Genomic DNA, 14263 nt, shown 5'->3' with positions numbered 1-14263 from the left:
GGGATGGTTTTATGAGAATTAATTCCAGGCATTAAGAATATCGCAGTCTTTGTATTCTGCTCCTATCTTGATATAAGTATCGGTAATTTTTTCATTACGCCACTTATTGATAGCCTTTACTTGCTTATCCTTCAAGGCTAAATCTTTGATTTTCAAATAATCATTGGCATAATTTGCTTTATGATCTGGAATTTTATCAATAATATAAACTACTTTAAAGTTTGTTGATCCCATGCGAGGGTCCGTTTCTTCTATAACACCACTGAGGTCTCCCTTTTCAAGAAATTGTAAGGTAGAAGCCATATCAGATTCTAATCTGGTAACTTCTATTCTACCAGTTCCTGTGTTAGGATTGATGATTTTACCACCATTTTGAGCTGTCTTTTCTTCATCACTAATTTCTTTTGCAGCATCTCCAAAACTGATCTCATTTAGGATAATGCGATCTCGCATAGCGTTTAACTCTGCCTTTGAATTTTCAACTTGTGCTACAGAAATATAGGGCTTTAATAAAATGTGTCTCACATCTCTAATTTGTCCACGTATTTTCTCTACATAAAGAATATGCCAACCAAACATGGTTTCAAAAGGCTCACTGATTTCACCCTCTTGGAGTGAAAAAGCTTGATCCTTAAATTCTTTTACAAATGGGTCATTCCTCTTAAGCGATAAAACCCCACCTTGACGCTCCGTCCCTGTATCGTCAGAATAAAGCGTTGCTTTTGCTGCAAAATCAGCACCGTTATCAATAACGTCTGCTCTATATCCTGCTAATTTATTAATTACCAGATTTACTTCTTCCTTTTCTGGCTCTGGTATTACCACAATTTGAGCCATTTCTACCTCTGTATTAAAAAGTGGTAAATCTTTCTCTGGTATGGATTTATAAAATTCACGAACCTCCTCTGGAGTGATTTCTACCTGCTCGGTAATACGTTCTTGCATACGCTGTGCTAGTAGTCCGTCACGATTGACACGATTTAAAGCTTCTCTCACCTGTGCAATATTCTCCTTTTTATAAAAGTCTGCGATCTTTTGATCATCGTTAGTTTGAAGGGCATTCTTAAAATATTGAATTTGACCTTCTGTTCTACCTTCTATTTCTCGATCACCTATGGTGATACTGTCTTGAATGGCATGATGTGCATACATTTTTTCTGAAAGCAAGCTTTCCATCAATTCACAGCTGGAGATATCAGATATACCTGCTTCTCTCTTTGCTTGAGCTTTTGCAGTTACGATATCGGACCCTAAGATGACATAATCACCGATGACTCCAGCCACTCCTTCTATAAGAAATCGGGTTTTTGTACGGGGTTTCACACTGTCCATTGCGGCCAGCGTTTCTTGTACATTCTTGTTATCTAAAGCTACAACATCTTGCTCTACTGCAGTTTGTGCAGTTACCGCTTTCGCGAAAACGAAAACAGTAATAATGGCCAGGTATTTAGTTATTGATTTGAAGTTTATCACTGTTAATAGCGTCATTTAATAAATCTTTTTCTAATTTTTTAATATAAGCAAGTTTACTCCTGTTGAGCAACACCTGTTTTACAGTAGGTTTTACATAGGATAAAGGCGCGCGATCCCCGCGTTTAAGCACCTTATTAAATCGCACCAAATATACGCCAAGACTATCTTCTAGCTTCCACGTTTTATTCTCTTTTATATATAACTTTTCATTTGCTACGTTGATCACGTCCATAGCGTCAAAAAGGGCACTCTTTTTTATCCAGATGCTATCGTTTAAAAAATAATTACGATAAGATAGCCTAAGGCTGTCTACTTTCTTCAACGAATTTACGTCGCCTTTATTGAACCACTTTGTTATTTTTTGCAAATCAGTGTTAAGAGGATCTAGTTGAACGAACCTAAACTGAACCAAATCTTCATTTAATTTAAAGTCCTCTTTGCGTTTTTCATAGAAAGCTAGAATTGCCTTTTCTGAGATGAGTGTGTCTAGATTTTGCTTGGTTAATTCTCCCAGGTATTCTTGGGCGTATAATTCTATTTGATAATTTTCAATCAATTGATCCAGTTGCACCTGTCTGTCTTGTGAAATATTATCGATTGCATTATCCATTAACAAATGATCTGTTGCCCACTTATTTATATATGCATCTACAATTTGAGTGCTGTCTTGTAGTGTATACCCCTGTGGTAAAAGTCGCGCGATATCATCTTTATCCAAATAATGCGCACCTAAAGTTACCACAGTATCTGGCGGGGTCTCTTTTGTAAAGTACCCACAAGAGACTAAGGAAATGAAAAGCGTTATAAATAGGGTCTTTTTAATCAAGTTGTGTTTTTATTTGAGCTTTTACTTTTTGGAACACCTTTCTATGAATTTCTATTTGATGACCTTTTCTAAGATCCTCTATCCAGTTTTTTTCTAGCTCTTGTTTGTAATCATTAATGACCCTACCTCTTGATTCTTCTATGTTTTTAACAGATGGCTCTATGATTTCATTTACTTGTATGACTTTATAAAAACTATCTCCATCATCATGATGTACTTTAGAAACTCCTAATTGCACTTCAAAATCGTCCGGCAATCTATGGTATGTGTCTTCTACTATTCCAGAAGAAATCATCACTTTAGTTTTATTATCAACATTAAGACGGGCTTTTATAGAATCTGTGGCGATTCCTTGTTGCAACATTTTTCTAACTTCAAGAGCCACTTCTTCTGATGTACTTTGCGTAAGGTCAATATCTAACCTGCGTTTCCATGTATACTTGCCTTTATAGCGATTGTAATAATCCTGCTGCCCCACCGAATCATTATCTGCTTTATTCCATATTTGTGTTTCAATTAGGTCAAACACTAAGAAGCCTTCTTTAAATTCATTGTATAAGAATCTAAAGTCTTCGTTATCTCTCTCTAAATTAGAATCGTAGTAAGAAATAATTTTCTCCGTTACAAAAGCCTCATAAAAGGCGTCTAACTTTTCTTTTTTATTAGCGTAAAAAGTGAATTCCTTTAATTGCTTTTGCTCTACGTAAGAAAGAAAGTTAGTGATGGTATAGTTGGTTTCTCTAATTTTAAAAAGCTCGGTGGTGTTTGCGGGTTGATTCTTATCAAAAACGTACTTTCTCTCCAAGATTAAACTATCGTTCACGAGATCATAAACTTCCTTAGGCAATACTAATTTTCCAGGAACTTGATATTGTTTTTTAAGCTGACCCGTAAACGCCTCAGTAATCTTTCTAGAACGTGGTGACTTTTGAATTTTATCTCTAAGCTCCCTTTCCAACTCGTCAAAAGTTTTTAGAGGATGCTTTTCCAGTAGTTGAACGATATGCCAGCCATACTTAGTTTCTACCGGCTTGCTATACGCTCCTTTTTCTTGGAGTTCAAAAGCAGCATTTGCAAAAGTCTCGTCTATTCCACCAGTACCAAATTTATCGAGCCTTCCCCCGCGAGCAGCACTATTTTCATCATCAGAGAATTCTCTAGCAAGTTCCTCAAAACTTCTTCCTTCCTCCAGTTGTTGGTATATTTCTTGAATACGGCTCGCTGCTGTTTGCTCACCCTCTTCTTGTTTATCAAAAGTCATGATGTGCGCTACGGTCACTTCTCCAGGATCTGCTCTTTTATTATTTACATAAACGATATGATATCCAAAATCTGTTCTTATAGGTTTTGAAAAGGTACCTACTGGCGTCTCGTAGGCGACTGTCTCAAATTCATAAGCCATCACAAAAGCACCGAACCAGCCTAAACCTCCTTCGTTACCTGCACTAGGACCTTCACTTTTAGTTCTAGCAAGGGATCCAAAATCGGCACCTTGTTGAAGTTCTTTATAAATAGCCTCGATCCTATTCCAGGCCATTAAAGTATCTGAAGGAGAAGCTCCCCGACTTACTTTAATTAGAATATGGCTCGCGCTTACCTGTTGCAAACCTCGCTCATATCCCTCTTTAACTAAGCTTGCTGTCACTTTATTATCTGTTAAATAAGGTTGTGCCAAACTAGAACGAGTACTTTGAATATCTCTAATATGACTTTCCTTTTTATCCAGCTCTAATTCATAAGCTTGCTGTAACTTTAAACGGTAGTCAATATATAGATCCAGGTAGTTATCAATATCTTTTTGTTCTTCGTCTTGAACGATATCTATATTCTTAAAATAAAATTTCATGAAAGTCCCTGCATCATAGTCCATCCCATCTATGGTAAGAAAGGTGGCGTCTTCTATTTTTTGAGCGTAGGATACCAAAGAAAATAGCAACACCGCTATACCTAGGAGGCTTTTTTTATATTTTATATACATCATATCTTTCATTTCAAGGATAGCAAAAATAGTTATTTAACATTGCCTTTCAAAACGCAGTGTTTCACTTGTTATTTTATTAAATCTAATTAAGTTTAGAACAGGTTGAACGACTTAACCATTATGATAAAAAGCGAGTGTTCTATTGAAATTTTACTTCCTATTAATGAAGTAATGGAATTGTTTAAAAATCAAAGTTATTTTAAACATTGGCAAAAAGGACTGGTAAGTTCTCGAGATCTTTCGGGAAATCCTGGAGAAGAAAATAGCACTAGAGAAATGAAAATTAGAGTTGCTGGAACAACCATTACGATGAAGGAACAAATCACATCTGTAGACTTACCTCACTTATGGGAGGCTACCTACCGCACTAGTGGCGTACTTAATAAGCAGAGTAACCGCTTTCGCGAAAGCGAAACAAGCATCAATAATCAATTAGTAGCAACTACTTTATGGAATGCTACCAGTATTTTTAAGTTTACGGGTATGATGAGAGTAGTTGCAAAAGCACAACCTAAATTATTTAAGCAGCAAACACTGCAACATATGGAAGATTTCAAGACCTTTGCAGAAAACAAAGGTAATTTTATTAGAAACGATTCATGAGAAAATTAAAATTGATTTGGGACTTTAAAGGTCCAGATGCAGCTAGAACAGCAGCACACCACCTCATTCACTTGGATGATTTTGTAGCGAGTGAAGAAGTAGCTTCCATCGCCACTGGTGTAGAAGCGATAAATGACAGGCATCACATCGCCTTTATCGCACTAGAAGAAGAACATATGCCTTCAGTAAGGGATGCTTTGAAGCCACATCGAGGACAATTATGGGAAGGGTAAAAAAAACAAAACAAAATTGAGCTATAATTGATTAGCTTACACCTGTAGTAATTATCCAATATTTTTTATCCATGATCGCACACGAGTTCTTTTCTCACTGTCTTAAAGAAGAACAAATACTTGAGCAAAATGCCTTGTCCCATAGGTACCATCATATATGGCATATGGACGAGCCTCTTAAAGCCTTGTGCGTGCTCCTGCCAGAAAGCACGGAGCAGGTAAGTGAGATCATGAAAATATGTTTCCAAGAAGCATTTCCGGTTGTAGTTCACGGCGGTCTCACTAATCTAGTGGGAAGCACAGAAACTACTGGAAACGAAGTAGTGATCTCTACAGAAAGATTGAATAAAATAGAAGAGATCGATACCGCAAGCAGAACCATGACTGTGCAAGCAGGGGTTATTCTGGAGCACATACATGAGGCGGTAAATGAGAAAGGATTGTTATTCCCTTTGAACTTTGGAGCAAGAGGTAGCGCGCAAATAGGTGGTGTTATTTCAACAAATGCCGGAGGATTACGTGTTCTCAAATACGGAATGACCCGACAGCTTATTTTAGGACTTGAAGCTGTTCTTCCCGACGGAACTGTGATCTCTTCTATGAAAAAAATCATTAAAGATAATAGTGGTTACGATCTCAAACAATTGTTTATAGGTAGTGAAGGTACCCTAGGAATAGTTACTCGAGCGGTTCTAAAACTAGAAGAAGCGCCTACAAGCCGCAGCGCCGCGTACATAGGTTTTAATGACTATAATAAAGTGGTAGATTTTTTAAAATTTATGGACAGCAATCTTGCTGGAAAGCTAAGTGGCTTTGAACTGATTTGGAAAAATAGTTACGAGCAAATGACCAGTACCAGTGCTGCGGTAAAACCGCCTTTACCTTATGATTATCAGTATTATGTTCTGACAGAAGCATTAGGGAGTCATCTGACTAACAATCAAGCAGAATTCCAGGATTTACTAGAAAAAGCCTTGGAAAATGAAATGATTCTAGATGCGGTAATGGCGCAATCTCCTAGCGATGTAGAGTGGTTTTTTAGAATCAGAGAAGATGTCAATAACCTGGTAGATTTTATGACCCACGACCAGCATTTTGATATCAGTTTGCCCATCCCATTAATAGGTTCCTATATCGCTGCCAGATATAAAGCTCTAGCTGCGATTAAAGGTGTGCAACAAATCTACGCTTTTGGTCACGTGGCAGATGGGAACATTCATTTTATGATAGGAAAAGAAAACCTCCGTGTAGCACTCAAAAAAGAAATAGACCATTGCATCTACGACGGACTCCAAGAAATAGGAGGCTCCGTAAGTGCTGAGCATGGGATAGGAACTCATAAAAAAGCCTATTTAGAATTGTGCCGTACTCCAGAAGAAATTGCTTTGATGCGTTCTCTTAAAAGTTTTATGGATCCCAAAGGAATCTTGAATCCTGGTAAGATTTTTTAGAATTAATTATTTTAAAAGCTGATCAACCGCACTTTTCGTATCGGTGACAGGAAGTTTACAACTACCATCTACACATACATAGATATACGTATTGTCTTTATTAAATCTGTTTTTCATAATAGATAAGTCACTATCAACAGCGGCACCTGCAATTAATATATTAGGCAAGTAATAAGAATGCAGTTCCTTGCTTTTTTCCATAGCCTTACTTCCAGAAATAGCTACTTCATAGTAAGGGTTAGAATAGTTTAAATATAAATTCAACCAATTAGCATAAGCAGAAGGCGTTGTTTTCATATCCTTATGAATATTAGACAGCATACGTTCTGAAATTTTAGAGTACTCTTTATTCGAATAGTAATGCCCTAATTGGAATAAATTAGTAGCTAGGACAGAATTTGACGAAGAGATGACATTATCTACAACCTCTGTTTTACGAGTGATCAAGTTAGTATGTTGATCAGAAGTAAAATAAAACATACCGCTGTTTTTATCGTAAAAATGGATCATGGAATACTTCATAATATCACTAGCCGTAGTTAGCCATTTTTCGTCTAGTGTTACCTGATATAAGGCGATAAAGGCATCAATCGTGTGTGCATAATCTTCAGAAAAGCCTTCTATAGTACTTCTACCATCTTTATAATTATGAAATAGCGAGCCGTCCTTATTTAGTTGTTTCGTTTTTATAAACTCGGCACTTTTAATTGCTCGGTCTAAATATTCTTTGTTCCCTAGAACGCGATAAGCATCTAAGTAACCCTTAAGCATTAATGCGTTCCAAGACGTGAGTACCTTATCATCAGTAGAAGGTCGTTCTCTATCTTTTCTATAAGCATCTAGTTTTGACTTCCAATCACGAACCAAGACATTTAATTCCTGTTGAGTTAAACCGAATTCTTTTAAAAATACTACGTCTGATTTTGTTTTGTATAAAATGTACGTATCATCTTCCCACTTCCTAGCTTCATTGATATTATAATAGGAATAAAATAGCTCCAACTCTGAATCTATAGCAGTTTCTAACTGTTTTTTAGTCCAGATATAAAAGGCACCTTCCTTTAGGCCACCGCTATTGGTTGTACTATCCGCATTTATGGATGAATAAAAGGCTCCTTCCTTCTGAGTGAGCTCTACATGAACAAAGTCTAATGTTTCCTCTATAATTATTTTAAAGTATTCATTTCCTGTTAATTGATATGCAGCCGCATAAAGGCTAACGAGCTGAGCATTATCGTACAGCATTTTTTCAAAATGTGGTATGTGCCATTCTTCATCAACAGTATACCTAGAAAAACCGCCACCTACTTGGTCGTATATACCACCATTAGCCATTTTAATCAAGGAGTTCACTACATGTTTTTGCAGCTCATTATCATTGTTCTGCACACTATAACGAAGTAAAAAGTTCAACTGATTAGGCATGGGGAACTTTGGAGCACCTTGTTGTCCTCCATTAACAAGGTCTAAGGAAGGCTTCCACAAGTTTACTATAGCATCAAGTGACTCCGTATTAAATGCAACAGCTTCTTTGTTAACCGTAATCAAGTCCTTATTTTTCATGCCTTTTGTTAATCTATCAGCGTAGGCGATTACTTTTTCTGGATCATTCTTGTACAAATCAGACATTTCGACCAATACTTTAGTCCATTGAGATTTTGTAAAATAAGTACCTCCAAAGACAGGTCTTCCATCTGGAAGGGTAATACAATTAAGCGGCCAGCCGCCCTTGCCTGTCATTAATTGAACCGCATCCATATAAATCTGATCCACATCTGGTCGCTCCTCTCGGTCCACTTTAATGCTGATAAAGTTATCGTTCATTAAAGCTGCAATAGAATCATTTTCAAAGCTTTCTTCTTCCATGACATGACACCAATGACAAGCAGAGTAACCTATGGAAATAACCACCAGCTTATTTTCCTCTTTTGCTAATTCTAAAGATTCTGAATTCCACGCCTTCCAATTTACAGGGTTGTATGCATGTTCCAATAAGTAAGGACTTGTTTCATGAATTAAATCATTGGCGATCCGTCCTTGAACATCTGTTGCAACGGGTTCTTTTTCTTTCTTTGTACAACTACAAATAAAGATAAAAGAAACTAAGAGAAAAAGGACTTTACGAATCATAGTCAATTATAATTTTGATGTAAAAATATGGGTTTTATAAATATGGAATCTTTATTCAAGAAGGGAAAATAAAAAAGGCTGTCCTTCCGGACAGCCTTTTTAACTCTTATTAAATTAAATCAAATAACCAATAGTTATTCTTTAATAAGCTTTATGGTTTGTACGCCATTATCGCTTTCAATTTTAGCAAAGTACATACCTGCAACTATGTTAGTAGTGTTGATTACTACATCAGTATCATTAGCTTCAACTGTAGTGATTTGCTTACCCATAATATCATAAATAGCAACTGAGTTCATGGTAGTAGTACCAGAAATTGTCCAATTATTTGAAGTTGGATTAGGATATGCAGTAAACACAGCAGCATTTGCATCATCTACACTAGCTGTAGTACCTTTGTGCAAGTATAGATTATTATACCAAACATTGTTCAAGTTGGTAGTGATAACTATCTGCGCAAGGTCATCAAAAGGGGCGATATCGACATCTACTGAAACCCAATTGGTTCCTGTACCTGCAACAACTCCTGGATTCGTTCCATCATTAATATTAATTTGAATGGTTCTTGATGCATCTTCTCCAGCACCTCCATTAAAATCTACTAATTTTAGATTAAAAACTTTACCTACAATGTTTGTCTCATCCGTATAAAAATCAATATGGAATTTAGTAAAACCAGTAGCATCTATACGATTACTAGCAAAATCAATTCCTTCACATAACGCACCCGTCGTTAATTTGGTTGGATTTCCTGCAATAACAACATCAGTGGTGGCATTTCCACACCAAGAAGTATCAAATGTTCCAACTGTAACATCTCCATAAACACCAAAACCATTAAAGAAAGAAATAACATCAGCAGCTGGTCTATTAGGTGGACGGGGTGCCGCTACAGTTGGTGGTGAAGGACAAGCCGCACAGTTAGGACCTCCACAGTCAATTCCTGTTTCCCCTTGGTTTTGAATACCATCATTACATGTTGGTGGTGGTGGTGTAGAAAATGCAGTAATATTATCTACATAACTAGTTCTTACAGTACTTGCGCCGTTTGCATCGGCCCAACCACCGGCTCCACCGCCTGCTGCACTGTCCCATAGGTTAAAGAAAAATATTTTAGGATACGCACCATTAGCTGCTTGCTGGTTGTCCTTAGGTATACTAAAGTCAAAACTTAAAGTTTCCCATCCAGAACCAGTATGGCTGTCATCAGTAGCAGAAATAGGACCTGTTCCTCCTTCAACTCTTGCTAACATATCAAAAGCAGAAGTAGAATACACATCCACTGAAACTACTTTATTTGTAGTTAAATCCATCCAATCATTTTGCAAAGTAAGTTCACCTTGCTGCCAAGGAGCAGATGCTGCTCCAGTAATGATCTCGAGAACGTTACCATTAGTACCTCCCATCGCAGGGTCTGGTACGATCGTCACAGAACCTGGTCCATTAGCAAAACCTATGGTAGGAGCTGTACCTTCAAAATCCTCTAGAACCACCTGTGCAATACAAGCAGAACTAATTAAGAAGGTTAATAAAAATGTAATTTTTTTCATGATATTTTTTATTAAAATTGATGTAACAATATGCGAAACTATAACGATATAGCACACACTAAATACCTATACAAAAACTATACAAAACTGTAATTATCTAGCAATTAAGCATTAAAAATGGTGCAAACTACTTATAATTAAAAAAACCATGGAAATTTTAAGGAGATCTTCGAATTAAGTTAGAGTAAAAAATACTCTAACTCTTATAAGACTATATCTTTATAAAATTTAGAATAGACCCGATCATAGTAAAAGAAGACAAGCATTCCAATTACATATTTCCTACACCATTGTAAAAGCAACTTTAGGATACCGAGGGGAATACAAAATGCTTTTGCGGCAATGTCGCTTCTTGCTTATTTAAATGTGGTGATCATCAAACCTACAGCACGATCGTAAAAGGCTATTCTATCTTATAGCGTTAACACCATAAAGTTTATATGTTCTCACGCACAAGTAAGCGTAGCTCAAAAGCAGAAATAATAAAGGATAATCACCCTTGAAAATAGTTGTAAAAAACCCTAAAAGAAGAAATTAACTTTACAAAACAACTATACAAGGACCGACTAAGCAGTATAAACGGCATCAATCAATAAATACTGGCTATATTTATAGAACTATTGTTGTTCTTTAAAAAAGGATAAAGATGAATTGTTGTTGGTTACCACAAACGTATTGTTTCCTTTAATTGACAGCTGTTTGAGGTCTCGACTATCGCTAGGTACATAAAAACCACTTTTTTCTGGAGGCGTAAAACTAAAATCGTTTTTACCATTACCCAATAACACCGTTCCATAACCCGCGTCATACCTCACTGTTTCAACCTCAACACCGTAATGATTTCCTACTGTAATGATATCTTTATAACCGTCATTATTAACATCTATAACAAGAGCTGATTTAATAGGAGCTATTTGCGCTTCATTAGGTAATGATTTTGCAATTAGCTTACCGTTTTCATTGATCAATAGGATACTTTCAAAACTAGATATTTCATAAACGACACTGCCCTCTATCTTTTCTTCCGGTAAAATTTCTATTAAAGTGGAAGAAGCAAAACTGTGATAATCTCCAAACTTATCAGCTACATAGGGCATTTGCTGACTGGTACATTCTCTGCCACGCATTGGTACGTAATCGCCTTTATAAAACTTAGCAAATACTACATCATTAGTACCGTTGTTATCAAAATCATTTGCATATACCTTAAAAGGGTGCTCTTTAGAAGCTTTAAACTTATTGTTTTTACCCAGATTACCGATTACATAATCTTCATCACCGTCATTATCTATGTCACTGGCAGTGATAGACCACCAAATCCCTCTGGTATTCTCTAACCCAAATTGCTTTGAATCGTCTTTAAAAACACCATTTTCATTTGTTAAAACCTTGATTTCCATCCATTCCCCTACTATCATCAAATCCTCATCATTATCATTATCTATATCTGTAAAAACAGCATCGGTAACCATTCCTATATTCTGTAATGCTGGTGCTACATTGCTTGATGATTCTTTAAACACTCCATTGTCATTAATAAGAAAATAACTGGTTGCTGGAAAAATATATTTGCCAGGAATCATTCTAGTGCCTACAAAAATATCCAGATCCCCATCATTGTCTATGTCTGAGGTTTTGACACTTTGGGTACTTTGAGCTATTACAGGTAATGCTCGTTCATTTTTGCTAAAGTTACCTTGTCCATCGTTTATATATAATCGATCTCTAAGTTGCGGACTTCCTATATTAAACTCACTTCCTCCACTTGCTACATATAAATCAACATCATTATCACCATCTACGTCGAGAAAGACACTTCCCATATCTTCACTAGCTTTGTCTAATCGCCAAGGTTGAGATGGACTCTTCAGAAACTGACCGCTTTCTTGTTGCAAATATAATCGACCGCTTTGCCCAGCGGCACCGCCTATAAAAACATCCTCTAGCCCATCATTATTGACATCTTTGATGGCTGTGAATGGACCGTTCTGAGACAATTTATGTGGTAAAAGTATTTGTTCTGTAAAATCGTCAAAATCATTTTCAATATGTATAAAGTCGATTCCAATATCATTTGGCTTTACTGATGAAAGCAATGTCTTGGACCTTTCAGTAGGAGCATCTTTTTTTGTTGCTTTAGCATAATTTGCAGTTACTGTCTTATTTGCAGTGACATCTTTAAATATGTTCACCTTCCCATCAGGCCAGGTTACCTCGATTTTCTCTATTTGGGTATCCTTCCCTACTCCAAAAAACAAACCTGGTTCTACAGAAGATAAATAGCCTCTCGACAAAAAATGCTCGGACACCTGAACTTTATTTTTTTGATAAATTTTTGCTTTTGCTCCTATTCCAAATGGATTCTTAACAGATCCCTTAAAAGCTATTTTTAAGAAATTTCCTGTCGCATTATTATTGTAAACAAATGCCTGCCCATCGATGTTATTTACAACCACATCTAGATCCCCATCGTTGTCTAAATCGCCATATGCCATTCCATTTGAAAAACTAGGAGTATCAAACCCCCATTTTTCACTTACTTTTTCAAATTCTAAATTCCCCTTGTTTCTAAAAGCATAATTAGCTATTGGTTGTGATGGGGCATCTTTACTTAATTGAAACAATTCATCTACTGTTGTGCTTTTATCTAAATTGTTGAGCGTAACTCTGAAATCATTGTTATCGACATCTTTCTTTATTCCGTTAGAAACAATGATATCTTTCCAGCCATCATTATCTAAATCTACCAAGAGACTTGCCCAGCTCCAATCTGTAGAGGATACTCCTGCCATACTTGCCACGTCAGAAAAAGTCCCTAACCCTGTATTCACTTGTAACGTATTAGACATATACTGGTAATGAGCTCCTGCATCCACCATTTTATTAAAGATCTCTGTACTCATGGAAGCCATGTTAGTCTTAGCCCTATAGTGGTCTTCTGGGGTCATGTCAGTGGTCATCAAGTCAATAAAACCATCATTATTAATATCCCCTGTATCTGAGCCCATACTTAGTTGGGTAATATGTTTTAACTTTTCATTTATGACATTTGTAAATGTTCCATCGCCATTATTATAATACATAAAGTCAGGTTCTGCATAATCATTTGCAACATACAAATCTGTCCAACCATCATTATTAAAGTCGGAGGCATTAACACTTAAGCCATAGGAGACATTGCTAGAAATACCCACTTGATTAGACACCTCATTGAATTTACCATTGTCATTTCTGTATAGTTTATCTCTAAATAAATTAAACTGCTCCCGTGGAATTTCATTAACTAAAATTAATTTCTTATCGGGTAGCTGATTGACTTGGTACATGTCTAAATCGCCGTCATTATCCATATCAAAAAATACGGCTTGGGTAGAAAAGCCAGCATCTGCTAGACCGTAAGCAGCAGCACTTTCAGTAAAAGTTAAGTCTTGGTTGTTTATAAATAATTTGTTTTCCCTGTCTTCTGTTTTTAAGGAATTACCATTTCTACTAACGTATATATCTAGATAACCATCTGCATTAACATCAGCCATAGTAACGCCCCAAGTCCAACCTGAATCTGCATCTATTTTAGAACTAGTAGTAATGTCCTCAAATTTAAAATCACCTTTATTGAGATATAACTTATCATTCACTTGATTCCCCCCAAAAAAAATATCTGGTAAACCGTCATTATTTATATCGCCAATCGCCACACCAGAACCTAAATAAATTTGCCCAAAAAAGTAATGATTGAAATACTTAGACTCCTCGATGGTGTTATTAAAATCTATTCCCGTTTCTTCAGAAGGCAATAAATTAAGCCCTCCTACCAGCTCTTTAGGGTAAAGATCGCGTGAAGGCTCGTTATTACAGCTCATCAAGAAACTTGTGATTATTAATAATACTATGAGTTGACTATTTGATTTTTTCATTTTTATACTCTGATGTTTAACAAGTCGTTTTTGGAGTTCAATCAATACAGGTAAAGGTAATAATTATCTAAATTATTCCTTCAAATTCATAAGACCAACACA

At 36.3% G+C, this 14263-nt stretch carries 9 protein-coding genes; 3 read left to right on the top strand and 6 right to left on the bottom strand.

Features of this window, described 5'->3' with window-relative positions; translation table 11 throughout:
* Positions 1-18 precede the first annotated feature (18 nt).
* From CW736_RS08155 to CW736_RS08145, 3 genes are read right to left on the bottom strand one after another with little or no spacing between them, the layout of a single operon-like run.
* A complete protein-coding gene (locus CW736_RS08155) occupies positions 19-1488 on the bottom strand; it encodes a peptidylprolyl isomerase (protein ID WP_101013486.1) in 1470 nt (489 codons plus the stop codon).
* On the bottom strand, positions 1448-2299 hold the full coding sequence (locus CW736_RS08150; RefSeq protein ID WP_232735322.1) for a peptidyl-prolyl cis-trans isomerase: 852 nt from the start codon (positions 2297-2299) through the stop codon (positions 1448-1450). The genes CW736_RS08155 and CW736_RS08150 overlap by 41 nt, the downstream gene beginning before the upstream one ends.
* Positions 2292-4280 (bottom strand): peptidylprolyl isomerase, encoded by a 1989-nt coding sequence (locus CW736_RS08145; protein ID WP_232735321.1) that lies wholly within the window; start codon positions 4278-4280, stop codon positions 2292-2294. The genes CW736_RS08150 and CW736_RS08145 overlap by 8 nt, the downstream gene beginning before the upstream one ends.
* A gap of 120 nt (positions 4281-4400) precedes the next feature.
* Here CW736_RS08145 and CW736_RS08140 point away from each other — a divergent pair, with 120 nt between their 5' ends.
* The 3 genes from CW736_RS08140 to CW736_RS08130 all read left to right on the top strand — a co-directional run bounded on the left by CW736_RS08140 (position 4401) and on the right by CW736_RS08130 (position 6567).
* The gene (locus tag CW736_RS08140; protein WP_232735320.1) at positions 4401-4883 is read left to right on the top strand and encodes an SRPBCC family protein; all 483 of its coding nucleotides are present in this window, start codon (positions 4401-4403) and stop codon (positions 4881-4883) included.
* Positions 4880-5116 carry a hypothetical protein gene (locus CW736_RS08135; RefSeq protein WP_101013485.1) on the top strand — a complete coding sequence of 79 codons (237 nt, stop codon included), beginning with the start codon at positions 4880-4882 and terminating at the stop codon, positions 5114-5116. The genes CW736_RS08140 and CW736_RS08135 overlap by 4 nt, the downstream gene beginning before the upstream one ends.
* Before the next feature lie 71 nt (positions 5117-5187).
* Entirely contained in the window at positions 5188-6567 is a 1380-nt protein-coding gene (locus tag CW736_RS08130; protein ID WP_101013484.1) for an FAD-binding oxidoreductase, read from the top strand.
* 6 nt (positions 6568-6573) lie between these two features.
* On the opposite strand, the gene CW736_RS08125 is transcribed toward CW736_RS08130, so the two are convergent.
* From CW736_RS08125 to CW736_RS08115, 3 genes are all read right to left on the bottom strand, one after another.
* A complete protein-coding gene (locus CW736_RS08125; protein WP_101013483.1) occupies positions 6574-8697 on the bottom strand; it encodes a thioredoxin domain-containing protein in 2124 nt (707 codons plus the stop codon).
* A 134-nt stretch (positions 8698-8831) separates the two neighbouring features.
* Complete coding sequence (locus CW736_RS08120) at positions 8832-10247, bottom strand: T9SS type A sorting domain-containing protein (RefSeq protein ID WP_101013482.1); 1416 nt, start codon at positions 10245-10247, stop codon at positions 8832-8834.
* A 617-nt stretch (positions 10248-10864) separates the two neighbouring features.
* Entirely contained in the window at positions 10865-14161 is a 3297-nt protein-coding gene (locus tag CW736_RS08115) for a VCBS repeat-containing protein (RefSeq protein WP_101013481.1), read from the bottom strand.
* Positions 14162-14263: the final 102 nt, after the last annotated feature.

This window comes from Nonlabens sp. MB-3u-79, assembly GCF_002831625.1.
Classification (GTDB): Bacteria; Bacteroidota; Bacteroidia; order Flavobacteriales; family Flavobacteriaceae; genus Nonlabens.
This window is presented reverse-complemented; position numbering and strand designations above follow the sequence as displayed.